A 23,927-nucleotide genomic window follows, 5' to 3' on the forward strand; every position below is an offset into this window, starting at 1 on the left:
CACCGATCCCCAGGACCTCACATGACCACCACCTCCGCGCCTCCCACGACCGTCCACTGGAAGACCCCTTCGCTGCACCTCGAGGTCGCCCTCGGCCCCGGTCCCGTCCGCCTTCTCGGGCTCCGCCGCCCGGGCGCGGCCAGTGTGCTCGCCGCGCACCCGCTGATCGAGGTGTTCCTCGCCGCCGAGGGGCGCGTCCGGTCCGCAGCCGGGTACACCGGCTCCCGCGTGGGATCGCGGCTGCGGTACGTCGGCCACGAGGCCGACGACGACACCCTTCGCCTCACCCAGCTCGACCCGGTCACCGGACTCGAGGTCGCCTCCACGCTCGCCCGCCGCGGCGACGGCGCGCTGCGCGTGTCGCACCGGCTGCGCAACACCGGCGAGGAGCCGGTCACGGTGACGGCCGTCTCCACGCTGTCGCTGAGGACCCCGGCACCCGCGACCTCGCGCCGCTACCGCCTCGTCGAGGGCCGGAGCGAGTGGCTGGGCGAGGGCGACTGGAGCGAACGCCCCCTGACGTCGGTGCTGCGCGGTCTCGCGCTGGACGTGACCGCGCAGGACGCCCGCGGCCGGCACCTCGTCAGCAGCACCGGGGGCTGGTCGACCGGCTCGGTGCTTCCGACGGGGGTGCTCGTGGATGCCGAGGGCGACGCGCTCGCGTGGCAGGTCGAGGTGACCGCCGGGTGGCTGTGGGAGCTGTCGCAGCGGCAGGACGGCGTCGTGGTGAACGTCTGCGGCCCCACCGACCTCGAGCACCAGTTCGCGATCACGCTCGCCCCCGGCGACGAGTTCGTCACGGCGCCGGCGGGACTGGCGGTGGGAGCCGACCGCGATGCGGCGATCGCGGCGCTGACGAGGTACCGGCGCGCGATCCGCGAGCGGCGTCCGATCGACGCCGGGCTCCCCGTCGTCTACAACGACTTCATGAACACGCTGATGGGGCAGCCGTCGACCGAGGCTCTCGAACCGCTCATCGCCGCCGCTGCCGCGGCGGGTGCCGAGTACTTCTGCATCGACGCCGGATGGTTCACGGATGCCACGGAGTACTGGGACGCGATCGGCGTGTGGCGAGAGGCATCCGCCCGCTTCACCGGCGGTCTCGCGAGCGTGATCCGCAGCATCCGGGATGCCGGGATGGTGCCCGGTCTGTGGATCGAGCCCGAGATCGTCGGTGTCGAGTCCGAGGCGTTGGCCGCTCTGCCTGACGACGCCTGGTTCCAGCGGCACGGCGCACCCGTGGTGGAGGCCGATCGCCGCCACCTCGACCTCCGGCATCCCGCGGCACGCGCGCACATGGATGATGCCGTCGACCACCTCGTGTCGACGTTCGGCGTCGGGTTCATCAAGATCGACTACAACATCGAGCCGGGGGCGGGCACCGACCGCACGGGGGCACCGGGACTCGGGCTGCTCGAGCACGGGCGGGCGCTGCGCGCCTGGCTGCGAGACGCGCAGCGCCGCCACCCCGAGGTGTTGTTCGAGAACTGCGCGTCGGGCGCGATGCGGATGGACTACGCGCTGCTGTCGGTGGCTCATCTGCAGTCCACCAGCGATCAGCAGGATCCGACGCGCTCGGCCGCCGTGACGGCCTCCGCGCCGCTGAGCGTGCTGCCCGAGCAGGCGGGCAACTGGGCCTATCCCGCGGCCGGGATGTCTCGGGGTGAGCTGAGCCTGTCGATGGTCAACGGCATCATGGGGCGCCTGTACCTGTCGGGCCACCTCGACCGGCTCGACGAGGGGCAGTTCGCGCTCGTGCGCGAGGCCGTCGACCTGCACAAGGAGCTGCGCCACGTCTTCGCGGAGAGCACGCCGTTCTGGCCGCTCGGCGTGCCCGGCTGGGACGACCCCGTGCTCGCACTGGGGTTCGTCGCCGACGACGGCATCCGGTACCTGGCCGTGTGGAGCCGTGGCGAGGCCGGCCGCGTCGAGGTTCCGGCTGCGACGCGGCCGACACAGATCTTCCCGACGGGGCCGGCGTGGACGGTGTCGCTCGGGCGCGAGGGTGCCGTCATCGACGTGCCGGCGGGTCCGGATGCCGCGATCTTCCGCTATGAGTGAGCGGTCGTCGTTCCGCGTGCTGCGGGCGGGTGGGCTTCAGGCGCGGGTGGAGGAGGACGGGGGCCGCATCTCGTCCATCCGCGTCGGACGGGGGACGCGGGCCGTCGAACTCCTGCTGCGCACGCCCTGGGCCGACGACCCCGCCGACGCGTGGACGATGCCGGGTTCCGCCGATGAATGGCACAGGCGCTACCCCGGAGGGTGGCACCTGCTGCTTCCGCGACCGCTGGGACCGGCGACGGTGGACGGCGTCGAGCAGCCCTTCCACGGCGAGGCGGCGTGGCGGCGGTGGAGCCTGGCCTCCCGCGGCGACGAGGCGTGTGCGCTGTCGGTGATGCTGCGCTCGGTTCCTCTCCGTATCGAGCGAGACGTCCGCCTCGAAGCCACGGGGGGAGCCTCGCGGGTCGTCGTGACCACGACGGTGACGAACATCGGGGGGCGTGCCGTGCGCTTCGGGTGGGCCGAGCACCCGGCATTCGACGCGACGCTGTTCTCGGACTCCTGCGTGGCGCTGGCCGGAGGTCCGGTCTCCATCGTCGACCGCGGTTCCGGTCGGTTCGATGACCTCGACAACCCCGCCGGATCCGCCGTGCTGACCAGTGCGTCGACGGGCTACGAAATCGCACTGGAGTGGGATGCCACGCTCTTCGCCCGCACCTACGTGTGGCAGGAGCGCGGCGCGGTGCTCGGCTTCCCCTGGCACGGTCTCGTCGACGCGGTCGCCGTCGAACCGGCGTCGCAGCGGCACGACCACCCCACCGACGAGCTGGGCGAGATCGCGCTCGATCCGGGCGCGGCCCGGCAGACGGCGGTGACCCTCACGGCGCGCGAGCGCCCGTGAGCGGGGTCGCCCCCGGGCGCGCGGTCCCTCGGGCGCGGCGCGACGGCGGCCCCGCGCGTCAGAGAGCGTCCGGCACCCCGCTCAGCCCTGCAGCACCGGGTAGTCCGTGTAGCCGCGCTCGCCGCCGCCGTAGACCGTGGCCTGGTCCACCGTGTTCTCGTCGGCGCCCTTCTCCCACCGCTCGACCAGGTCGGGGTTGGCGATCGCGGGACGGCCCACGGCCACGAGGTCGGCGATGTCGTCCTCCACGACCGACACCGCCTCGTCGCGCGTGGTGACGCTCGAGAAGCCCGAGTTGATGATGAAGGTGCCGCCGAACGCGCGGCGGAGGTCTTGGATGAGCTCGCCGGCGGGGTCGGCGTGCAGCACGCTCAGATACGCCAGACCCAGGGGAGCGAGACCGGCGATGAGCGCTTCGTAGGTGGCGCGGGTCTCGGCGTCATCCGTCTCGAGCACGTCCTGGATGTTGTGGGCCGGAGAGATCCGGATGCCGACGCGCTCCGCGCCGACCTCGGCGGCCACGGCTCGCGCGACCTCGATGACGAAGCGGGCGCGGGCCTCGGGCGAACCGCCGTAGGCGTCGGTGCGCTGGTTGGAGGCGGGGGAGAGGAACTCGTGCAGCAGGTAGCCGTTGGCGCTGTGCAGCTCGACGCCGTCGATGCCGGCATCCACTGCCTTGCGGGCGGCGGCGACGAACTCGTCGCGCACGGTCGCGAGCTCCGCGGTCTCGAGGGCGTGGGGCGTGGCGTAGGGCACCTTCGAGCCGTCGGCCAGGCGGGTCTCGCCGTCGATCGCGATGGCGGAGGGGGCGACGATGCGGTCGGTGCCGGTGATGTCGGGGTGGGTGACGCGTCCGCCGTTCATGAGCTGCATGAAGACGACACCGCCCTCGGCGTGCACGGCATCCGCGACCTTCGCCCACCCGGCGGCCTGCGCGTCGGTGACGATGCCCGGCTGACCCGGGTACGCCTTCGACTCGTCGCTGGGGTAGACGCCCTCGGTCACGAGCAGGCCGATGCCCGCGCGCTGCGCGTAGTACTGCGCGACGATCGGGCCGGGGACGCCGTCGGCTCCCGAGCGGAGGCGGGTCATCGGGGCGAGCGAGACGCGGTTGCGGACGTCGACGGCGCCGACGGTGGTGGGGCTGAAGAGGCTCATGGGAGTCCTTTCGTGGGGAACGAGGGGCACGCGGGTGCAACTCGGGGCGCGGGGTGTGCATTCCGTGAATGCACGTCTTCTCACCGCACTCATGGTGCGAACGCGATGAGGATCCGAGACGTCTCGGACGGGTTGCCGCCGCGCGCCCGTGACGTACGCATGGCCGAAGCGGCCGCGCCGTGAGGAGGTCACAGGATGACCAGGACGCACGGGCCGTGCAAGCGGAGTCCTCGGCTCTGACTCTCGCCGACGTCGGCGGGATGGAACAGGTCAAGGAGCGGTTGACGGCGTCATTCATGGCTCCGCTGCGCAATCCCGAGCTGCGACGCCTTTGCGGGAAGCATCCCCGCGGCGGGCTGCTGCTGTACAGACCCCCGGGTAGCGGCAAGACCACGCCCTCCGGGCGTCCCTGACCTTCACGGGTGGTTGGGTGCCGGGGCGTTTCGCTTTTCCCGCCCGGTCGACAGAATGAGCGGCATGAATCGCTACATGCTGCTGGATGGCCCGCTACGAGGCCGCGCTGTCGACGAGCTACCTGAAGGCTACGAAGTGTCCGAAACCTCAGATCGGATCGGGGTTTGGATCAAGACCCGAGAGGATTTCGACGAGCTGCACGCCATCCTCGAGCTGATGACCTCAGCGCAGGCGCGTCTGGACACGCAGACTCGTGGAGAGGCTCCGGATGGCACGCCCATCGTGGCGAACAATGACGAAACTCGTCAGGCAATCAGCGACATGCGCGAGGCTAACGCACGGCAAGACCGTCTGCTGCGCCGGATGGCACCCGATCTCTACTGACCTCGCTCGCCCCCGGGGTCCCTCACCTTTGGGTGGGCGGACGCCGGGGCCATATCGTCATTTCGGCCGTACCTAGTGGGAATCTCATAGGCTGACCGTTATGCCGCAGGACGCATCCAAACAACGCAAGAAGGCGTTGAAGGACGCGCAACGCGCAGTTGACGCAGAGCTCACGCGTGAGAAGGGTGACTACGTACCCCCAGATCGGACCGAGTGTGTCGAGAAAGAGTGGCATCAGTCGCTAGACGACAGTGGAGACATTCGGATTGAGATCCGCGTGTGGCGGCACGAAGGTCGAATGGTGGACTTCGTCCTGCTGATTCAGGTCGGTGACTGGAGTCAAGACGGCTCATGGGAACAGGTCGCCCGAGTAGACTGCAGTGGAGGTCGCTGTCACATCCACCCGCCGGAGAGTCCCGATGAGCACAAGCTCATTCATCGGCTCGACACGGTGAACGACGTAGAAATCGCATACCGCGCTGCTAACAGCATCGCCATGACGGTTGCGGCTATGATCCGGGATAGGAGGTCGTGAACATGGAAATCGCGTCCGAACTCGACAAGTTCCGAAACTCGATCAACATCAACCTTGCCGTCGGCGCACTCGCCGACGAAGAACTTCCGGTCGTCAACAACGACGGACACCACCCTGTCGTCGCCGCCCTCAGCGACGAGCTGCTCGCGGTGCTCCTCGGGCGGATCGAGAAGGTTGGTGGGTACGCCAACGTCTTCGTGAGCAGCGAGAACAGAGTCACGATGCTGGCCTTCATCGATTCTTCGTGCGCTATCGGTGCCGCTGAAGCCGAGGATCTCGCCTCCGACGGGGAGCGGCCTGGCGTTGATGCGACCGTCGAGACGTTCCTCGACTACCTAATGATGAAGCCGAATGGCGTTCGCCTACCCGCGCGTCTGGACGATGAGCGGCCCTACATTCCGGCACCGAAAGACATCCAGTTCGCTTCCGTCTGACGATCGACAGGAGCCCTCGACTACTTCACTACGAAGCGGCCGGGGCTTCTCGCCCGAGTGTCAGCGGCCCCCTGTTCGCAGTCGACGCCGCAGACACCAGGGCGGCAGTCCCTCAAGATGTGCTCGTGCGATGGTCCGCAGGGGAGGTCCCGTCCTCCCGGGCGCTGACCGAGTTCGACCGTCGTGTAGCTGTGAACACCGCTACAGACCGCCTACCGCCCTCTTCCCTCTCCCCGGCGCCGGGCGGCCCGATGTCCGGGGTCGGTTGTAGCGCCACTCTTCACGAGCGGGCAAACGCTTCGCATTCTCTCGGACGGAAAAGGGCCCCGACCGAGTAGGAACGAACAGACTCTACGCCGACGCGATCGACCGCCCCATGGGCGACAAGATCTCCGTGACGATCTCCCGCAGCGGAACCTGCAGGAAGACCAGGTCGTCGGGGGAAAGGGGCCATGGATCGTATGCTCTCACAGGTGGTGAGATCGTCGGTCATCCTGCGTCTGAAGGGAGCAAGTCACCGCCCCCTTGGTCATCGACGAACAGCTGCGCCGATCGCGACCGTGTTGAGCAGGATGAGAGCGAGCATGATGATGGCAAGCTCCACGAGAACCTCCCTTCGAGAGGTGGGGATTGATGAGGACGGAGAGAAGACCGCCTAGGTAAGGGCGAGTGCCCACGGTCTTCTTTCCCTGGAGATACCGCCCCGCTCCCAGGGCTGCTCGCCCTGCTCGCGAATCACACCGACCTGTACGGACGGGTCAGGGTTCCATCGGTCGCACATCAAACCCGGCCTCGCGTGCTCTTATGACGGCTCGCTCCGCGTCGAGCTGCACCTGTCATCGCCCGGTCCTACGACATGTCGCCCAATCACCGGCCTTTCTACTCCAATCGTCCTGACCCAGCGGTCACTCAGACATCTGGGTCGGATCTCAGCCCCCATACGCCCGTACGCTCGCCGCGCCGTCCGAGCGCGGGTCGCTCCCGGCATCCAGGCCCCCGTCGGGAGCCACGACGACGAGGTTGGCGTGGCCGACGAGCTCGTCGGCATCCGGAGTCTCGATGACGTGCAACGGCGTCTCGGCCAGCGCCTCGCGCGCGGGTGCGGGCAGGTCTCTCTCGACGTAGATCACCGACGGCCTGTCGCCGTCGCGCTGCGGGCCCACGATCGCGCGCGGAGCCGACACCGCCTCCTGCGCCGTCGCCCCCGCCATCGCCCGGAGCAGTGTCTGGGCGTGGATCTGCGGCTGCCCCTGGCCGCCCATCGTGGCCGAGACGAAGCGTAGGCCCGATGCGTCGGTGACCATCACCGGCATGAGGGTGTGGAGGGGACGCTTGCCCGGGGCGAGGGCGTTCGGCGACGACGAGTCCAAGGAGAAGCCGGTACCGCGGTTGTGCAGGAGGATGCCGGTGGACGGCTCCACGACGGCGGCACCGAAGGCGTGGTACACGCTCTGGATCAGCGAGATGGACCATCCCGACGAGTCCGAGACCGCGATGCCGACCGTGTCGCCTCGGGGGCGGCGGAAGCCGGGCAGCACGGGTTCGTCGCCGCGCGACGAGGCGTCGCCGTCGAGCAGCTCGGCGATGTCTCCCGAGGTCACTCGGGGGTCGGCGAGGAGCTCGTCACGGACGAGGTTCGCCGCGAGGAAGCGCTCCATCATGCGTCCGAAGTCCGCGCCCAGGGGGTCGGTGATCCCCTGGTGCTCCAACTCCCTGAGCACCCGGAGCAGGACGAAGCCATGCGTGTTCGGCGGGCTCGTCAGCACGCGATACGACCCGAATGAGGTCGTCAGCGGCTCGACCGACTCGGGGTGGAAGAGAAGCAGGTCCGCCGTCCCGATGCGCGAGCCGAGGCGCCCGAGGCCGTCGACGAACGCGGCGGTCAGCTCGCCGTCGTAGAGCGCGGCCGCGCCCCCGTCGCGAATCGCCTCCAGGGTGCGGGCGAGCACCGGCTGCACGAGCGCGTCACCCTCGACCGGGAGGCCGTCGGCGAGGAACGTCTCGCGGAAGCCTGCGTCGAACCCGATCGCGCCCTCCTCCTCGCGGAACGCGGCGGCGAGCGAGCGCGACACGGCGACCCCCTCGCGCGCGGCGACGATGGCGTCGTCGAAGATCTCGCCCCACTCGCGCTGACCGCCCATCCGGCGCAGCGTCTCCCACCCGCGGACGGCCCCCGGCACGGTGACGGTGTCGATGCCGCGGTACGGGAGCATCTCGCCGTGGGCCTCGCGCATCGCGTCGCTGTCGACGGTGGATGCCGCGGGGCCCGAGGCGTTCACGCAGCGCGTGCGCCCCGAGGGATCGCGGACGAGCGCGATCAGGTCGCCGCCGATGCTGACGTTGTGCGGGTAGACCACGCAGAGGGTGGCGGCGGCCGCGAGGGCGGCGTCGATCGCGTTGCCGCCGCGCGCGAACGCTCGCTCGGCGGAGCGGGTGGCGTCGGCGTGCGGGGTGGCGATGGCGCCGGTCAGGGGCGTGCGAGACATGGGGGTTCCTCAGTGGATCGTGCGGGGAGGGGGAAGGGTCAGAGGATCTTCGAGAGGAAGGCCTGCGTGCGGGGGTGTTCGGGGGCGGTGAACAGCCGGCTGGGCGGGGCGACCTCGATGATGGTCCCGGCATCCATCACCACGACACGATCGGCGACCTCGCGGGCGAAGCCCATCTCGTGTGTGACGACGACCATGGTCATGTGGTCGCTGGCGAGCTCCTTCATGACGTCGAGCACCTCGCCGATCATCTCGGGGTCGAGGGCGCTGGTCGGCTCGTCGAAGAGCATGAGGCGGGGCTTCATCGCGAGCGCTCGCGCGATCGCGACGCGTTGCTGCTGACCGCCCGAGAGCTTGCTCGGACGCGCGTCGGCCTTGTCCCCCAGCCCGACGCGCTCGAGGAGCGCCTGCGCTTGGGCGACGGCTTCGCGCTTGTCGACCCCGCGCACGCGCACGGGAGCGTGCCAGATGTTCTCCAGCGCAGTCATGTGCGGGAAGAGGTTGAAGTGCTGGAAGACGAAGCCGATCTCCTGCCGTTGCTGTCGCAGCATCGACCGGAGCGCCGGAACGCGTCGACCGTTCGGCGCGATGCGGTAGCCCATCGACTGGCCCGCGACGGTGAGCTCGCCGGTATCGATGGTCTCGAGGCCGTTCATCGTGCGCAGGAACGTCGTCTTGCCCGCGCCCGAGGGGCCGACGAGCACGACGACCTCACCCTGCTGCACGTCGAGCGAGACGTCGTCGAGCACCTGGCGTCCGCCGAGGGCGCGGGTGACGTTCTTCGCGCGGACGATGGGGTCGGTCATTTCAGGACTCCCGAGTCGGAGAGGGCGGTGACGGGGGTGAGGGGAGCGGAGCGCCGCCCCCCGAACAGTCGCTGCCAGGGCGACGCTGTGGTGACGATGCCGACCCGGGCGTTCAGCTTCTTCTCGATCGCACTCTGAATCACCGTCCAGATCGTGGTGAGCGCGAGGTAGTAGATCGCCACCACGGCGAAGATCTCGAAGGTGCGGAAGGTCGCGGCGCTGATGCTCTGGGTGACGAGGAACATCTCGGAGACGCCGATGACGCTCAGGATCGACGTGCTCTTCATGAGCCCGTTGAAGGAGTTGCCCAGCGGCGGGACCATCAGACGCAACGACTGGGGCAGGATGATCCAGCGCATCGCCGACATCCCCGACATCCCGAGAGCCTGCGCCGCCTCGGTCTGGCCGATGGGGACCGAGTCCAAGACCCGCGCGGATGATCTCCGAGATATAGGCGCTCTCGTTCATGATCAGCCCGACGATCGCCGCCTGGATGGCGGCTTTCACCAGGATGCCGCCGAGGTCGACGTCTTGGAAGCGGAACACGTTCGCCGCGGCGAAGCCGGTGTAGATGATCACGAGCTGCACGAGGAGCGGGGTGCCGCGGATCAGCCAGATGTACAGGCTCGCGATGACGCGCAGCGGCGCGAACGTCGAGCGTCGCATCATGGCGATCACGAGTCCGACGACGAGCGCCCCGGCCATCGCGAGCACCGAGATGAGGACGGTCAGCGCGAGACCCTGCAGGAACGGCGGGCCCGGGGTGAGCAGGTTCTTCCAGAAGAAGCCCCAGTCGAAATTCATCGTCAGTTTTCCCCGGTGTAGGCGAGCGAATCCTGTCCCCACGCGCTGAGGATCTTCGTGTAGTCGCCGGTGGAGACGAGGTCGTCGAACGCGGTCTGGATGGCGTCGTGGAGGGCCGTGTTGTCCTTCAGCGTGGCCGCACCGATCTCGATCGCGTCCGTCGGGTCTCCGACCATCTCGATGCCCGCCGTGCCCTGCTTCTGGTAGTAGCCGATGAGCTCTGCGGCGTCGAGGTAGGCGTCGAGCTGACCGCTGACCAGCTGCTGGAAGCCCACCGTCGCCTGGTTGTTCGTGCTGATGTCGAGAGCCTTCTTGCCCTCGGACGTGCACGTCGTCGACTGCTTCTCGGCGAGATCCTGCGCCGTCGTGCCGACGGTCACCATGACCTTCTTGCCGCAGAGCGAGTCGTCCAGACCCGTGATGCCGTCATCCGCGCCCTGCTTGACGGCGACACCGGTGGCCGAGGTGAGGTACGGCACGAAATCGACGACCTCTTTGCGCTCGGGCTTGATGTAGAGCGAGGCCATGATGACGTCGCACTGCTTCGCCTGCAGGCTCGGGATGAGCGCGGCGAAGTCCACGGTGACGAAGTCGGGCGTGAGACCGAGGCGACCCGCGACCGCCTTGGCCAGGTCGATCTCGCTGCCGATGAGGGTGCCCGACTCGTCGGTGCTGATGTTGGGGGGCGACCCCAGGTTCGTGGTGCAGACCGACAGCGTGCCCGCCGACCGTAGGGCGGTGGGGGCGACGGTGGCGATGGCGGATGCCGTGTCTGCTGCCGGAGCCGGGCTCGAGGAGCACGCGGCCAGACCGAGGGCTGCGATGCCGGCGACCGCAGCGACCGCGGCGATGCGAGTGGTGGTGTGCATGAAATCTCCGTCGATGCTCGATGCTCCGTCACCTCGGGAGCGACGTGAGGAGCAGGCTATCAATTGATAGGTAGTGCGTCTATCAATTGATAGATGGCGCGTGTTGCGACCGCATTTCACGACGGTGTCGCGCCCGAGAAGAGTCGAGCGAGACGGGCGGACGCGACGGCTACTGCGAGAAGGAGACGGCCCCGTCGAGGCGGAACTGGGTGGCGGCACGCACGGCGTCGAGACGGAAAGGGTCGACGAGGACCGCGCGGAGGATGAAGTCCGACACCTGCAGGGGGCGGTGGGCGACCGGCGCCGACGCGTTCGTCTCGCGCTCGCGCATGCCCTCGAACTGCAGGCCGGTGATCGCCCGCTGGACGAACTCGGCGTCCACGTCCATGAACTCGCCGGCACGGATGCCCTCCACGACGAGGGCTCTCACTTCTTCGTGGAAGCGCGAGATCTCCTCGCGCTGACGCTCGAACTCCGGTTCCGTGAAGATCGCATCGCTGTAATACCCGCGCGCGTCGTACGGGAGCGTCAGGTAATCGTGCGAGCTGATCGTCAGGAAGTAGTGGAACCGCTCGGCCCACGGGGCGTCGAGGGCGCGGGCCTCCTGCAACCGACCGAATGTCTGCGCGAGGTCTGCGTCGACCAGCTCCGACAAAATGACGTGCTTGGCGGAGAAGTGGTAGAACAGCGACGGCTGTCGGATGCCGACGGCATCCGCGATCTCTCTCGTGGTGGTGCCGTGATAGCCGTGTCGGCCGAAAAGGCGGGCGGCGTGCACCAGGATCTGCTGCCGCGTGCCCCCTTCCTCCATGCGGCGATCCTATCGGCCGATCGGCCGGGCCCTCGCGCGGCCCCGGCGCGCGGGCGGCGTCACATGAGACACAGATGAGAACGCCGCGGAACCCCTGGCATCCCGTTCTCTGTCTGACTAGCGTTGACTCCCGTTCGCGAAGCAGCGCAGGGGGGAACGCATGCCAACATCGTCGACGCCGGCCGGCAGCTACTCGATGAACACGGAGTCGCTCCGTGCTCTGCAGTCGTCGCTGGCCGAATCCGTCGCCTCGATCGAGCGCGAGCTCGGCTCGCTCGGTGAGCGGCTCGATGCGCTCAGCGGCGAATGGTCGGGCGAGGCCTTCGACGCGTACCAGCGTGCCCAGTTCCAGTGGGGGGCGTCGATGCGGCGGCTCAACACACTGCTCGACAGAGCGGGCGGGCTGGCCGGGGCCAGCGTCGACCACCACCTGGCTGCCCGGACGGAGGTGGCGGCGCTATGGACGTGAACACCGACCGTCAGGCGAGGATCGCCGGGCTCCGTGCCGGGGCCTCATCTCTCCGGGAGTCCGCAGAGCGACTGGGCGCGGCTCTCGCCGACGGGCTGCCCGCCGAGGTGCCCGACCCGGGAGTGCGCCTCTTCTTCGGGGCTGACGGCGTCGTGGAGTCCGTTCAGATCAACGATGAGACGCGGGCGTCGTCTACCGGTGCCGAACTGCTCCACAAGGTGACCCTGGCGTTCGCTGCGGCACCCGTGCCGGCGGCCATCACGCGCCGTCTGGTGCGTGACCCCGAGGCGCTTCGGGCCATTCGCGAACGAGGGGTCGCAACGGTGCCGGCGACGTACACGAGCGTGGACGGCGCGCTGACCCTGGTCGCCGTGCTCGGTCGGCCCGTCGAGGTCCGCGGGGTGGAGGGAGCGGTCCTCTCCCGCCCCATCGCAGACCTCAGCGCATCGATCGTGGCGCTCGCGCGACGGGCGGCGACGGAAGAGGGGGTCGTCGACGCATGAGCGATGTGGTCGTCAACATCGACGTTCTGACCGGCGACGCCGAGGGTGTCTGGGAAGACGCGAGCGAGCGTCTGATCACGGCGAAGGGAGCGTGGCCCGACATCGCCACCCCTGATTTCTCCGCGCCGTTCGGCGCGGCCGCCATCGCCGAGGCGTACCGCTCGGCGCAGCAGTCTCTCTCGGCGTACCTCGACGGTGGGAGCGAGGAGTTCCTCCGCTTCGAGGAGAAGCTGCTGCGCGCTGCGATCGTCTACGGACAAGCACACGGAATGTCGGCCGCGGAGATCACGGCACTGGAGGCGGAGATCGACGGATGAGTTACGTTGACGACATCAAGCACGACATCGAGGACTTCTTGCGCCAGGCGGATGAGAATCTCGACTGGATCAGCACGAACGGGCCGGTCATCATCGACCACCTGCTGAACATCTACCTTGCGGCCTGGCCGATCGCCGGGCCTGTGGTCAACCCGATCGCCGACCAGGCCAAAGAGGCTCTGGCCGAGTACGTCACCAACGGCAAGGCCGCCGTGGCGGCGCTGCGCATCGAGGTGCAGTTCGTCGGCAGCCCCGACACCCTCCGCGCCGCCGCGGACAAGATCGACAGCGCCATCATCGCTCCCGCCCGCGAGCTCGCCGATCGGTTGGTGCTCGGCAACATTCCGTCGGCTCTGCCCTCGAACTACGATGACGGCGTGGCGAGCGAGACATACCGCGCCAAGATCGACGGGCGAGACGCTGCGGTTCGCGACATCGACACCTACGCGGCGCCCATCGGACAGAGCCTGCGCGACCTCGCGGACGGGATCGAGGACTACTACCGGAGCCTGCGCGACTTCGTGCTCAGCCTGCTCGGCGCCATCGTGTCTCTCGTGCTCATCATCGTCGGGTGGGAGACCATCGTCGTCGGGGTCATCGGCGTCATAGGCTTCGTCATCTCCCTCGTCGGCCTCATCAGTAGCGGAGCGGATCTCATGAATTCCACAGACAAGACCAGGGATGACGTCATCGGGGCGTTCACCGCGGCGATTCCCGCGTGGCCGGCGGTGCTCCGGTGATGCGTGCGCCCTGGGATCGTCCCGGCGAGTCGTCGAAGCAACGCGCAGCCCGGATCGTCCTGTTCAGCGTCACCGTGGTCTGCGTCGTGGTGATGGTGTCGTTTCTGGTGTACTTCGTCACGCGCTCCGCCGAGATCGCGGGGTTCTGAGCGCGATGCCGTCTCTGCCTCGCTGATGGCGCGCGCCCCTGAGAACCGGCCCGCCGATCCCACGTCGTCGGCATCCGCGCTGACCCACCGGATCGACTACGCCCTCGACGAGCTCGACGACAGCGCCCTCTCGGCCTCTCCGCTCGCGCTCTTCCAGCGGTGGCTCGCCGACGCCGCCGATCTGCCCGAGCCGAACGCGATGGTCGTCTCGACCGTGGATGCCACCGGCTCACCGACCTCGCGCACGGTCCTGCTGCGCGGGATCGACGACGACGGCGCGCTGTGGTTCTTCACCAACCGCCTCTCGCGCAAGGGGCGCGCGCTCGCCGCGAACCCCGCCGTGTCGATCCTGTTCCCCTGGTACGCGCTCCAGCGCCAGGTGATCGTGCTCGGCACGGCGACCCCGCTGCCGCCCGAGCGTGACAACGCGTATTTCGCCTCGCGTCCGCGCGGTTCCCAGCTGTCGGCCTGGGCGAGTCGCCAGTCGGAGCCGGTGGCATCCCGCGCTCTTCTCGAGCAGCAGATGACCGAGATCGGCGCGCGGTTCGCCGGCGGCCAGCCCGTGCCGCGACCGCCCCACTGGGGCGGATACCGCGTGGAGCCGCGCGAGATCGAGTTCTGGCAGGGCCGTCCGTCCCGGCTGCACGACCGCATCTTCTTCACGCGCGACGGCGACGGGTGGGCGGCGCAGCGGCGGCAGCCGTGACACACGTGTCGTTCCGCCGTGAGGTCGGGGCGCTCTGACCCACGCGCGGGCCACTGTCCAGAGGCAACCGAGGGGCGACCGCGAGTGCGACACTGGCGAGGACACTGACCACCGAGGGGGCGCGATGGCGAAGAAAGACGCGAAGAATCCCGCGATCGACGAGAAGGCGTTCGTCGACGCGACCTCCGAGGCGCGCTCGCGGTACGGCCGCTTCAACCTGGCCATCGTCGGCAGCTCGGGGGTGGGGAAGTCCTCCCTCGTGAACGCCGTGTTCGGCCGCGACTGGGCGAAGGTGGGCCGGGGGCTCCCGGTCACGCGCGGCGTGCAGTTCTACAGCGACGACTCGCTCGGGATCTGGGACGTCGAGGGCTTCGAGATCGGATCACCCGTTCCCCCGGACCAGCAGCTGCGGAACCACCTCGACGCCATCGCCGTGCAGTCCGGCGACCAGCAGATCTCCGTGGTCTGGTACTGCGTGAAGGCCAACGACGACCGCCTCACCCCCGCCGACATCGCGATGATCCGCGAGCTGGACGCGCGGGGGCTCCCCGTCATCCTCGTGCTCACCAAGGTCGACTGGATCAAGAACCCCGTCACCGGGCAACGCGGCGTCGCGAAAGACGTGCAGGCTTTCGTCGACTGGCTGAACGACCCGGTGGACACGGCCACCGGCCAGCGGCTGCACGTGCCGTATCGCCGCGTCATCCTCACGTCGACCCGCGACAGGCACGGGAAGGGCAAGGGACACGGTCTCGGTGACCTTGTCACGGAGACGTTGAGCCTCGCCCCCGAGAGCGACAAGGACGCCTTTCGCATCGCGCAGCGCCTCAACCTCCCCTGGAAACGCGAGATGGCGCGGCCCATCATCGCGACGGCGGCCGCAGCCGCCGCGGGAGCGGCGACCGTTCCGCTTCCTGTCTCGGATGCTCTCACTCTTGCGCCGATCCAGCTCACGATGATGGGGCGGATCGCCGCCATCTACGACCTCGAGGTCAAGACGATGCTCTCGGCGGGTGCACTCGCCCAGTTCGGCGTGCAGGTCGCGGGGCGGGCCCTGGCGACCAGCTTCCTCAAGCTCATCCCCGGCGCCGGAGTCGTCGTGAACGCCGCGGTGGCCGGGGCCCTCACCGCAGCGACCGGCGAGAGCTGGATGAAGATCTGCGAGCTGCTGCACACCGGCAAGATCGATGTACGAAAGCTCGACCAGGAGTGGGCGAAACACGCGCCGAGCTTCCTGGACGTCGCGAAGAAGATGCTCGAGCGGCGAGTCACGAAGCGCTGAGCCACACCCGCTGCACGCGCCAGTCGGCGTCCCACGCGACGAGGTCGGCGCGCATCCCGGGCGCGAGGAGCCCGCGGGTCACGTCTCCCAGCACAGCGGCGGGCACGGCCGTCGCCGCCCCCACGGCATCCGAGGCGCTGAGGCCCAGATCGACGATGGCCGTTCGCACGGCGCGGTCCAGCGTCAGCGTGGATCCCGCGATCGTGACGCCGTCGTCGAGCAGCGCCCGCCCGTCGCGCACGCGCACGTCGAGCTCGCCCAGCCGGTAGGCGCCGTCGACATGAGCGGCGGCGGCCATGGCATCCGTGATCAGGGCCACCCGGCCCGGCGCCGCGGTCAGCAGCATGCGCGCGACCGACCGGTGCACGTGCACGCCGTCGAGGATCAGCTCGAGCGTCACGCGCTCGTCCTCGAGTGCGGCGGGTACCGGGCCGGGCTGACGGTGGCCGATGGCGGGCATGGCGTTCAGCGCGTGCGTGAGCAGCGTCGCGCCCCGGTCGATCGCCTCACGGGTGAGGGTGTAATCGGCCTCGGTGTGCCCGAGAGCGACGCGGATGCCGTTCGCGGTAAGGAGCGGGATCGCATCGAGCGCTCCGGGAAGCTCGGGCGCGAGGGTGATCTGGCGGATGAGGCCGGGCTCCGCGGAAAGCACCATGTCCACGAACGGCCCCTCGGGCATACCCAGCGCTGCGGGGTCGTGCGCCCCCCGCCGGGCCGGCGAGAGGCACGGCCCCTCGAGATGCACGCCCAGAATCCCGGGGGTGGACCGGCGCGCGACCTCGATGGAAGAGAGCTGCCGCCGCAGCACCTCGAGCGGAGACGTGACCAGGCTCACCAGGGTCGCCGTCGTGCCGTGGCGGCGGTGCGCGGCGACGCCGGCGGTGATGGCATCCGCTCCGTCGTCGAAGGCGTGCCCGCCACCCCCGTGCACGTGCAGGTCGATCAGGCCGGGGGTCACGGTCGCCCCGCCCAGGTCGACCCGCTCGGCCGCGCGCGGAGCGGACCCCGTGCCGACCTCGGCGATCAGGCCGTTGCTCACCCGCACCCAGGCCTCCGGCAGGTCGCGCCGGGCGTCGACCACCCGGGCACCGGTGAGCAGCAGGTCGGTGGTCATGCCGTGGCGATCTCGCGATGGTCCCAGGCGAACCGGTAGTAGTCGCGGTGCTCGAGCTGCGACGCGGCCGCCTCGTCGACGATCACCACGGCCCGGCGGTGCAGCTGTATCGCGGATGCGGGGCACGACGAGGTCAGCGGACCCTCGACCGCCGCGGCGACCGCGGGGGCCTTCGACTCGCCGAACGCGAGAAGCACGAGCACTCCCGCGTCGAGGATCGTGCCGATGCCCTGCGTGAGGCAGTGCGTGGGGACGTCATCGATGCTGTCGAAGAAGCGCGCGTTGTCGGCGCGGGTGGCAGGGGTCAGCGCCTTGAGACGCGTGCGCGAGGCCAGCGAGGAGCCCGGCTCGTTGAAGCCGATGTGCCCGGTGCGGCCGATGCCCAGGATCTGCAGGTCGATACCGCCGGCCGCGGCGATCGCGGCCTCGTAGCGCTCGCCCGCCTCGGCCAGCGGACCCCCGTCGTCGCCCGGAACGCGCACGCGCGCCGGGTCGAGTCCGAGGGGGCCGACGATGTCGCGGTCGACCACCACGCGATAGCTTTCGGGGTGCCCGTCGGGCATGCCCACGTACTCGTCGAGGGCGAAACCGCGCACGGCCGAAAGGTCGAGCGACCGCTCCGCCAGGGCCGCCCACACCGGCAGGGGCGTCGATCCGGTGGCGAGACCCAGTGTCGGGTCGGTGCGGCGACCCAGCGCGGCGACGATCAGGTCGGCGGCGATGCGGCCGGCATCCGCCTGGTCGTCGACGATCGCGATCTCGGTCATATGCGGGTCTCCGTTTCGAGGGTGGTCGGCTCCGCCAGGATGACAGGCGCCGTCCAGGAGCGGGTGACCTCGGGCCGCTGCGCCGCCTCGAAGGCCAGCATCGCGGCCCCGATCCGGCCGGCGTGCGTGCCGAGGGCAGCGGTCGTCAGGCGCGGGGCCTCGCGCCAGGCGAGAGCCGCGGACAGTCGCTCGCGCAGCGGTTCGAGGAACGCGTCTCCGGCCTGCGCGACGCCGCCGCCGAGCACGATCACCTCGGGGTCGACGAGCAGGGTGAGGGTCGCGAGCCCCGTGGCCAGGGCGTCGAGGCCTTCCGACCAGACGCGGGCGGCGACGGGGTCGGTCTCGACGCGGGCGATGACCGCCGCGGCATCCGGAGTCTCTCCGTCGGTCGGCGGGGCGCTCGCCGCGTACCGCCGGGCCAGACCCGCGCCCGAGAAGTACACCTCGAGGCAGCCGCGCTGACCGCACGCGCAGCGCTCGCCACCGGGGACGACCGGGATGTGTCCGAGCTCGCCGGCACCCGAGATGGCCCCCTCGATCGCGCGTCCGTCGGAGGTGAGGGATGCCGCGACGCCGGTGCCGATCGCGGCGAAGACGACGTTGCGCGAACCGGCGGCGGCACCGTACGCCCCCTCGGCCGCACCCGCGGCGCGCACGTCGTGGTCGACCGCGACGGGAAGGCCCGTGGCATCGGAGAGCAGCCGCGCGAGGGGCACGTCGGTCCAGCCGAGCGTCGAAGCGTAGCGGACGGTCCCCGTGGCGCCGTCGATCAGGCCGGGGCTCACGACGCCCGCGCCGACGACCGAGCGGCCCAGGTCCTCGGCCCCCGCGACGAGGTCGGTGAGCAGTTCCGCGATGCGCGAGACCGTCTCGGCACCCGACCCGCCGGTCGCGAGGCGCGAGCTCTGCAGCACGTGACCGTCGATGTCGACGAGTGCGCCCTTGGCCGAGGTGCCGCCGATGTCGACGGCGATCACGGCCGGGTGCGGCGCGCGCTCGCTCACGGCGAGCACCGTGTCGCGGATCACCGACTCGTCGGTGACGAGGTGCCCCCGGTCGGAGGCGAGCTGCGCACGCAGGTGCACCTCGCGGGCCCCCGTGCTCTCGAGAAGCGCTGCGACGTTGTGGGCCCGGACCGAGCCGCCGACGAGCACGGCCGGCATGCCGGCGCCCTCCGATCGCGCCTGCAGGGCCGCGAGCACGTCGGCGCCCTCGCGGGCCGTCGCTCGTCCGCCCGAGGTGAGGACGCGGACGACGCCGTGGTGCGCGAGGGTGTCGTACGCGGCGAACAGGTCGACGGTGTCGTCGAAGGCCTTGTGGAAGGTGACCGGCACCTCACCCGCGGCCGCGCGGATCGCGTCGAGGGCCCGCTCGTCGACGTGCCCGTCGGCGGTGAGCGCGCCGAAGACGATGCCCACGGGCACCCGACTGGTGCGGGCGAGGGCCGCGATCGCGCGTGCGTCGGCCTGCATCACGCGCAACTCGTCGTCGGAGTAGACGAAGTCGCCGCCGCGCGAGCGGACCATGACCTGCACGCCCACGTGCTGCACCGTCGCGAGGACCACTTCGATCAAGCCGCGGCTGGGCGTCGTGCCGCCCTCGAGCAGATCGGCGCACAGCTCGACGCGATCGGCGCCCGCGCGCTCGGCGGCGAGCACCCCCGCGAGGTCGTCGACGCAGATCTCCACGAGGGCGCGGACGCCGGTGGAGGACTTCTCGGCGAGGGATGCCGGGTCGGCGGCTGTCGTCACGGTGCGGCGCTCGCTGCCGAGGCGTCGAGCCACGCGCGCACGTCGCGACCCACCTCGATCGAGCCGACGGGGACCCCGCCGCCGAGGATCGGCAGCTCGACGAGGTCGCCCGCGCTCGAGATGTCGGCGCCGAGCGCCTCGAGGACGGCGAGGGCGACGAGCGTCGTCGCGCGGGGGTTGCCGTCGAGGATCTTCATCGACACCGCGGCACCGTCGGCCGTGGCCATGCCGATGACGCCCTCGGCGCCGCCCTTCGACAGCAGCCCCGGCACGCGCAGCATGGCGTCGGTGTTGGCATGGTGGTCGCCGCCGACGAAACGGGGGAAGGAGCGCATGGCATCCGCCACCTTCCGCTCCGGCGTCCCGGGGCCGGCCGTCACGAGGGCGCGGAAGATGCGGGCGATGCCGAGGGGGGAGACGCTGAAGAGCGGAGCTCCGCACCCGTCGACGGCGTCGTACGCGACCGTCTCGCCGGACAGGCGCTCGAGCGTCGACCGCACGAGTCGCTGCAGGGGGTGCGAGGGGTCGAGGTAGGTCGCGGTGTCCCACCCGTTGACCGCGCAGGCCAGCAGCATCGCGGCGTGCTTTCCGGAGCAGTTCATGCGCACGCGGGTGCGCTGCTCGCCGTCGCGGATGAGGCGCTCGCGCGTGGGCTCGTCCTCGGGCCAGTCGACGGGGCACGCGAGGGCGCTCTCGTCGAGACCCGTACGGGTCAGCAGATCGCGTACGACGTCGACGTGCACGTCTTCGCCCGTGTGGCTGCCCGCGGCGATGGCGAGGTCGGCTCCGTCGAGGTCGGCCCCGGCGAGCAGGCACGCGAGGGCCTGCACGGGCTTGACGGTGGAGCGGGGCAGGATCTGCTCGCCGCTCCCGGTCTGCCAGGCCACCGAGCCGTCGGCGGCCAGAGCGGCGATCGACCCGAGGTGGCGGCTCTCGACGACACCCGAGCGGATGACGACGGCGAGGTCGGCCAGGGGGGAGGGGACGGGGGGAAGGGACGTCATGGGTGGTTCTTTCGAGGCCGGGGCGAAGAGGCGGGTCAGCGGTCGACGGGGGCGTTCGGGGTGGTGAGGCCGGCCGGGGCGACCTCGGCGGGAGTCGCGAGGCTGCGGCGGCCCGGTCGCTTCTGCAGGCGGGCGGCGAGACCCGAGAGGCCGCCGTTGAGCGCGAGGAAGATCACGGTCACGACCACGAAGGTCTGGATGAGCAGGCCATTGAAGCTCGACAGCACCTGCCCGCGGTAGAGCAGCTCGGTGAACGCCACGATGTAACCCAGCGACGTGTCCTTGAGCAGGCTCACCAGCTGCACCACGAGCGAGGGGGCGACGAAGCGCAGCGCCTGGGGCAGGACCACCTTGCGGTCGACCTGCCAGCGGGTCATGCCGAGGCTGAGACCGGCTTCGGTCTGCCCGCGGGGCAGGGCGAGGACGCCCGCGCGGATGATCTCGGCGAAGGCCGCGGCGTTGGCGATCGTGAGCGGGATGACGAGCTTCCACAGCACCGGGAAGTTCAGTCCGAGCTGGGGGAGGCCGAAGAGCATCAGGTAGATCAGCAGCAGCACCGGGACGGTGCGGGCGATCTCGATGTACGCGGTGCAGATCCAGCTGATCCAGCGCACACGGCTGAGGCGCCCGAGAGCGAGCAGCAGGCCGAGCACGAACCCGAAGACGGCGGTGAGGGCCGCGGCCTGCAGCGTGCCGAGCAGGCCGACGCCGAGGTACTCCCAGATCGCGATGTCGAGGAACGGCAGCCAGCGGTCGCTGTCGAGCTGGCCCTTCGACGCGAACTGCACGAGGGCGAGGGCGATGAGGCCCAGGATGACGACCGCGCTGACGATCGACCAGATGAGGATGCGGCGGCGGGTGCGTGGACCGGGCTCGTCGTAGAGCGAAAGGGGGGAGGTCATCGGCGGATCCTCAACTTCTTCTCGAGGCGGCCGGCGGTCAGGCCGATCGCCAGCGCGAGCACCATGTAGATGAGCCCCGCCGCGGTGAAGATCAGGATGGGCTGAGCCTCGACGAGGTTGAGCTTGTTGGCCGCGCTCGTCAGCTCGACGACGCCCACCGCCGCGGCCAGGGCGGTGTTCATGGTGAGGGCGATCATGACGTTGCCGATGGGCTGGATCGCGGCCCTCAGCGACTGGGGGATGACGAGCACGCGCAGGGTCTGCCCGAGCGAGAAGCCCAGCGCGCGGCTGGCCTCGATCTCGCCGCGGCTCACGGTGTTCACGCCGCTGCGGACGGCCTCGGCGACGTAGGCCGCTTCGTAGAGGGTGAGCACGATGATGGCCGTCGGCGTCAGCGGCAGCAGGAATCCGGCATCCGGCAGGGCGAACACCGCCAGCACGAGGAGCACCAGAAGCGGGACGTTGACGAAGAACTGCACGTAGGCGAAGGCGGCCCACCGCAGCACCGGCACCGGGCTGATGCGCGCGGCGGTGACGAGGGTGCCCAGCACGATGGATCCGACACCGGCCGAGACGGCCAGCAGGATCGTCGTGCCGAGCGCTTGCGCGATCGGCCCGGCGCTCGAGGCGAAGAAGTCCATGGGGTCCTCAGAAGAGCGGGAGGGGAAGAGGCAGACCGACGCCCGTCATGTGCGGAGCGGGCGCCGGTCGGTCGGGGGGATCAGGAGCCGGGGACGCTGCCGATCGCGGGGGGAGTCGGAGCGCTCGACTCGACGGCCGAGCCGAGGGTGGCGTCCCAGATCTTGGCCCACGAGCCGTCATTCTGGATCTTCTTCAGCCACTCGTTGATGAACGACTTGAACTGCGCGTCGTCCTTCTTCAGGCCGATGCCGTACGCCTCGCTGGTGAAGGGCTGGCCGACGACCTTGATGCTCTTGTCGTCGATGGCGTGGCTCGCGAGCAGGGTGAAGTCCTGCACGTACGCGTCGCCGCGGCCCTGGGTCAGAGCCTGGAGGGCCTGCGGGTCGGTGGCGAAGCTCACGATGTTCGCGGTGGGCTGCTTCTCGGGCACGGCCGTGACGGCGGGGGTGTTCGCGCCGACGATGACGGTCTTCCCACCCAGGTCGTCGATGCCGTTGATGTCGGTGTTGTCGCTGCGGACGGCGACGGCCAGACCCGACTCGAGGTAGGGGCCGGCGAAGTCGACCTGCTCGGCGCGCTTCTCGGTGATCGTGTACGTGTTGAACACGACGTCGACGGTGCCGTTGGCGAGGAGGGCCTCGCGGGTCTCGGAAGCCGGCGGGACGATCTCGACGTTGGGCTCGCCGAGGATGTAGATGGCCAGCATCTTGGCGAGGTCGGCGTCGAAGCCCTGGACGTCCTCGGGGTTGGTGGGGTCCTGCTGCGAGAGCAGGGGAGCGTCGAGGGCCTCGGCGACGATGAGCTTGCCGCGCGCCTTGATCTTGGCCATCGTCGAGTCGGAGATGAGGGCCGCGGCGTCGGCGACGGGCGCGTTCGCGTAGACCTCTTCGAGGCTGCTGGCCTTGGCCGAGGCGCTGGGGTCGGAACCCGGGACGGCCGCGGTGCCGGACGAGCACGCGGCGAGGGACGCGACCGTGGCCGCGGACGCCAAGAGGACGAGGCCTCGGCGAAGGATCGAGCGAGAGGAGATCACGGGTACTGCCTTTCGTTTGCGAGTGCGTGCGGAACGAGCCGCGTCGGGGGTGGGGAGGATGTCAGTGGGCGAGGATCTTCGACAGGAACATCCGAGCGCGGTCGCTCTCGGCGTGGGTGAAGAAGCGCTCGGGGGTGGTGTCTTCGACGATGCGGCCGTCGTCCATGAAGATCACGCGATCGGCTGCGCGACGGGCGAAGCCCATCTCGTGCGTGACGACGACCATCGTCATGCCCTCTTCGGCGAGCGAGGTGATCACATCGAGCACCTCGCTGACCATCTCGGGGTCGAGGGCCGAGGTCGGCTCGTCGAAGAGCATGAGCTTCGGCTTCATGGCCAGAGCGCGGGCGATCGCCGCGCGCTGCTGCTGACCGCCGCTGAGCTCGCCGGGGAAGCGGTCTGCCTTGTCGGCGATGCCGACGCGGTCGAGCAGGGCGAGTCCCTCTTCGCGCGCCTTCTTCGGCGGCACCTTCGACACGATGCGCGGGGCGAGGGCCACGTTGTCGAGCACGGTGCGGTGCGCGAAGAGGTTGAACGACTGGAAGACCATGCCCACCTCGGCGCGTAGGTCGGCGAGCCCGCGCCCCTCGCTCGGCAGGGGTACGCCGTCGATCGTGATGGAGCCCGAGGTGATGGTCTCGAGGCGATTGAGGCAGCGGCAGAGGGTCGATTTGCCCGAGCCCGAGGGGCCGACGATCACGACGACCTCGCCGCGGGCCACGTCGAGATCGATGTCTTTGAGCACGTGGTGGTCGCCGAAGTGCTTCTGCACCTCGCGGACCGTGACGAGGGGGGCGGGCGTCGACACGGGGTGGATCCTTCCCGCGGACTCGCCGCGATATCGGTACAGCCGACGTGGGAGGTGATTCCCGCGTCCTTGGTGAAATCAAACTAACGAGGCCATGTTACAGAGACAATTCGAGACAGAAACTCCAAGTTTGGATT

The 23,927-nt window shown here is 70.0% G+C and carries 27 protein-coding genes and 1 pseudogene; 13 read left to right on the top strand and 15 right to left on the bottom strand.

All coding sequences use genetic code 11. From position 1 onward, the window contains the following. Window positions 1-21: 21 nt before the first annotated feature. Together QE412_RS12920 and QE412_RS12925 are read left to right on the top strand one after the other, a co-directional pair. The gene (locus QE412_RS12920) at window positions 22-2,061 is read left to right on the top strand and encodes an alpha-galactosidase (protein ID WP_307484403.1); all 2,040 of its coding nucleotides are present in this window, start codon (window positions 22-24) and stop codon (window positions 2,059-2,061) included. After that, window positions 2,054-2,902, top strand: coding sequence for a hypothetical protein (locus QE412_RS12925; RefSeq protein ID WP_307484405.1), 849 nt, complete (start codon window positions 2,054-2,056; stop codon window positions 2,900-2,902). The genes QE412_RS12920 and QE412_RS12925 overlap by 8 nt, the downstream gene beginning before the upstream one ends. 81 nt (window positions 2,903-2,983) lie before the next feature. On the opposite strand, the gene QE412_RS12930 is transcribed toward QE412_RS12925, so the two are convergent. Beyond that, window positions 2,984-4,060 carry an alkene reductase gene (locus QE412_RS12930; protein ID WP_307484408.1) on the bottom strand — a complete coding sequence of 359 codons (1,077 nt, stop codon included), beginning with the start codon at window positions 4,058-4,060 and terminating at the stop codon, window positions 2,984-2,986. Between the two features lie 215 nt (window positions 4,061-4,275). On the opposite strand from QE412_RS12930, the gene QE412_RS12935 reads away from it, so the two are divergent. The 4 genes from QE412_RS12935 to QE412_RS12950 all read left to right on the top strand — a co-directional run bounded on the left by QE412_RS12935 (window position 4,276) and on the right by QE412_RS12950 (window position 5,827). Then, window positions 4,276-4,473: a hypothetical protein gene (locus QE412_RS12935; RefSeq protein ID WP_307484411.1), complete on the top strand. Its 198-nt coding sequence runs from the start codon at window positions 4,276-4,278 to the stop codon at window positions 4,471-4,473. A gap of 64 nt (window positions 4,474-4,537) precedes the next feature. Continuing rightward, window positions 4,538-4,858, top strand: a complete 321-nt coding sequence (locus QE412_RS12940; protein ID WP_307484414.1) for a hypothetical protein — start codon at window positions 4,538-4,540, stop codon at window positions 4,856-4,858. A 100-nt stretch (window positions 4,859-4,958) separates the two neighbouring features. Next, a complete protein-coding gene (locus QE412_RS12945; protein WP_307484417.1) occupies window positions 4,959-5,393 on the top strand; it encodes a DUF7718 family protein in 435 nt (144 codons plus the stop codon). After that, window positions 5,390-5,827, top strand: a complete 438-nt coding sequence (locus tag QE412_RS12950) for a hypothetical protein (protein ID WP_307484420.1) — start codon at window positions 5,390-5,392, stop codon at window positions 5,825-5,827. The genes QE412_RS12945 and QE412_RS12950 overlap by 4 nt, the downstream gene beginning before the upstream one ends. A gap of 929 nt (window positions 5,828-6,756) precedes the next feature. Here the strand turns inward: QE412_RS12950 and QE412_RS12955 are convergent. The 6 genes and pseudogenes from QE412_RS12955 to QE412_RS12980 all read right to left on the bottom strand — a co-directional run bounded on the left by QE412_RS12955 (window position 6,757) and on the right by QE412_RS12980 (window position 11,603). Then, complete coding sequence (locus QE412_RS12955; protein ID WP_307484421.1) at window positions 6,757-8,313, bottom strand: gamma-glutamyltransferase family protein; 1,557 nt, start codon at window positions 8,311-8,313, stop codon at window positions 6,757-6,759. Between the two features lie 38 nt (window positions 8,314-8,351). Next, window positions 8,352-9,119: an amino acid ABC transporter ATP-binding protein gene (locus QE412_RS12960; RefSeq protein WP_307484423.1), complete on the bottom strand. Its 768-nt coding sequence runs from the start codon at window positions 9,117-9,119 to the stop codon at window positions 8,352-8,354. Then, entirely contained in the window at window positions 9,116-9,544 is a 429-nt protein-coding gene (locus QE412_RS12965) for an ABC transporter permease subunit (protein ID WP_307484428.1), read from the bottom strand. The genes QE412_RS12960 and QE412_RS12965 overlap by 4 nt, the downstream gene beginning before the upstream one ends. 64 nt (window positions 9,545-9,608) lie before the next feature. Continuing rightward, a pseudogene (locus QE412_RS17760) lies at window positions 9,609-9,923 on the bottom strand (ABC transporter permease subunit); the annotation flags it as partial. A gap of 2 nt (window positions 9,924-9,925) precedes the next feature. Next, a complete protein-coding gene (locus tag QE412_RS12975) occupies window positions 9,926-10,792 on the bottom strand; it encodes an ABC transporter substrate-binding protein (protein WP_307484431.1) in 867 nt (288 codons plus the stop codon). A 169-nt stretch (window positions 10,793-10,961) separates the two neighbouring features. Further along, window positions 10,962-11,603 (bottom strand): TetR/AcrR family transcriptional regulator, encoded by a 642-nt coding sequence (locus QE412_RS12980; protein ID WP_307484435.1) that lies wholly within the window; start codon window positions 11,601-11,603, stop codon window positions 10,962-10,964. A gap of 160 nt (window positions 11,604-11,763) precedes the next feature. Between QE412_RS12980 and QE412_RS12985 the strand changes: the two genes are divergently transcribed. From QE412_RS12985 to QE412_RS13015, 7 genes are all read left to right on the top strand, one after another. Continuing rightward, on the top strand, window positions 11,764-12,072 hold the full coding sequence (locus QE412_RS12985) for a WXG100 family type VII secretion target (RefSeq protein WP_307484439.1): 309 nt from the start codon (window positions 11,764-11,766) through the stop codon (window positions 12,070-12,072). Continuing rightward, on the top strand, window positions 12,063-12,575 hold the full coding sequence (locus tag QE412_RS12990) for a hypothetical protein (RefSeq protein WP_307484442.1): 513 nt from the start codon (window positions 12,063-12,065) through the stop codon (window positions 12,573-12,575). The genes QE412_RS12985 and QE412_RS12990 overlap by 10 nt, the downstream gene beginning before the upstream one ends. Then, window positions 12,572-12,892 (top strand): hypothetical protein, encoded by a 321-nt coding sequence (locus tag QE412_RS12995; protein WP_307484444.1) that lies wholly within the window; start codon window positions 12,572-12,574, stop codon window positions 12,890-12,892. Before QE412_RS12990 ends, QE412_RS12995 begins: the two co-directional genes overlap by 4 nt. Next, the gene (locus QE412_RS13000) at window positions 12,889-13,632 is read left to right on the top strand and encodes a hypothetical protein (protein ID WP_307484447.1); all 744 of its coding nucleotides are present in this window, start codon (window positions 12,889-12,891) and stop codon (window positions 13,630-13,632) included. Before QE412_RS12995 ends, QE412_RS13000 begins: the two co-directional genes overlap by 4 nt. After that, window positions 13,632-13,781 carry a hypothetical protein gene (locus tag QE412_RS13005; protein ID WP_307484450.1) on the top strand — a complete coding sequence of 50 codons (150 nt, stop codon included), beginning with the start codon at window positions 13,632-13,634 and terminating at the stop codon, window positions 13,779-13,781. The genes QE412_RS13000 and QE412_RS13005 overlap by 1 nt, the downstream gene beginning before the upstream one ends. Window positions 13,782-13,806: 25 nt before the next feature. Continuing rightward, on the top strand, window positions 13,807-14,487 hold the full coding sequence (pdxH, locus tag QE412_RS13010; protein WP_307484452.1) for a pyridoxamine 5'-phosphate oxidase: 681 nt from the start codon (window positions 13,807-13,809) through the stop codon (window positions 14,485-14,487). Window positions 14,488-14,611: 124 nt separating this feature from the next. Next, window positions 14,612-15,769 (top strand): GTPase family protein, encoded by a 1,158-nt coding sequence (locus QE412_RS13015; protein WP_307484456.1) that lies wholly within the window; start codon window positions 14,612-14,614, stop codon window positions 15,767-15,769. On the opposite strand, the gene nagA is transcribed toward QE412_RS13015, so the two are convergent. The 8 genes from nagA to QE412_RS13055 all read right to left on the bottom strand — a co-directional run bounded on the left by nagA (window position 15,756) and on the right by QE412_RS13055 (window position 23,790). Next, complete coding sequence (nagA, locus tag QE412_RS13020; protein WP_307484458.1) at window positions 15,756-16,883, bottom strand: N-acetylglucosamine-6-phosphate deacetylase; 1,128 nt, start codon at window positions 16,881-16,883, stop codon at window positions 15,756-15,758. The two genes, QE412_RS13015 and nagA, sit on opposite strands and share 14 nt — an antisense overlap. Next, window positions 16,880-17,650, bottom strand: a complete 771-nt coding sequence (locus tag QE412_RS13025) for a glucosamine-6-phosphate deaminase (protein ID WP_307484460.1) — start codon at window positions 17,648-17,650, stop codon at window positions 16,880-16,882. The genes nagA and QE412_RS13025 overlap by 4 nt, the downstream gene beginning before the upstream one ends. Continuing rightward, window positions 17,647-19,434, bottom strand: coding sequence for a copper homeostasis protein CutC (locus tag QE412_RS13030; protein WP_307484462.1), 1,788 nt, complete (start codon window positions 19,432-19,434; stop codon window positions 17,647-17,649). Before QE412_RS13030 ends, QE412_RS13025 begins: the two co-directional genes overlap by 4 nt. Then, window positions 19,398-20,405 (bottom strand): asparaginase, encoded by a 1,008-nt coding sequence (locus QE412_RS13035; RefSeq protein ID WP_307484465.1) that lies wholly within the window; start codon window positions 20,403-20,405, stop codon window positions 19,398-19,400. The genes QE412_RS13030 and QE412_RS13035 overlap by 37 nt, the downstream gene beginning before the upstream one ends. A 35-nt stretch (window positions 20,406-20,440) precedes the next feature. After that, on the bottom strand, window positions 20,441-21,307 hold the full coding sequence (locus tag QE412_RS13040; protein ID WP_307484469.1) for an amino acid ABC transporter permease: 867 nt from the start codon (window positions 21,305-21,307) through the stop codon (window positions 20,441-20,443). Beyond that, window positions 21,304-21,948, bottom strand: a complete 645-nt coding sequence (locus QE412_RS13045) for an amino acid ABC transporter permease (RefSeq protein WP_307484472.1) — start codon at window positions 21,946-21,948, stop codon at window positions 21,304-21,306. Before QE412_RS13045 ends, QE412_RS13040 begins: the two co-directional genes overlap by 4 nt. A gap of 80 nt (window positions 21,949-22,028) precedes the next feature. Continuing rightward, on the bottom strand, window positions 22,029-22,982 hold the full coding sequence (locus tag QE412_RS13050; RefSeq protein ID WP_307484474.1) for a glutamate ABC transporter substrate-binding protein: 954 nt from the start codon (window positions 22,980-22,982) through the stop codon (window positions 22,029-22,031). 61 nt (window positions 22,983-23,043) lie between these two features. Then, the gene (locus tag QE412_RS13055; RefSeq protein ID WP_307484476.1) at window positions 23,044-23,790 is read right to left on the bottom strand and encodes an amino acid ABC transporter ATP-binding protein; all 747 of its coding nucleotides are present in this window, start codon (window positions 23,788-23,790) and stop codon (window positions 23,044-23,046) included. Between the last annotated feature and the right edge of the window lie 137 nt (window positions 23,791-23,927).

Source organism: Microbacterium trichothecenolyticum, from assembly GCF_030818955.1.
Taxonomy (GTDB): domain Bacteria; phylum Actinomycetota; class Actinomycetes; order Actinomycetales; family Microbacteriaceae; genus Microbacterium; species Microbacterium trichothecenolyticum_B.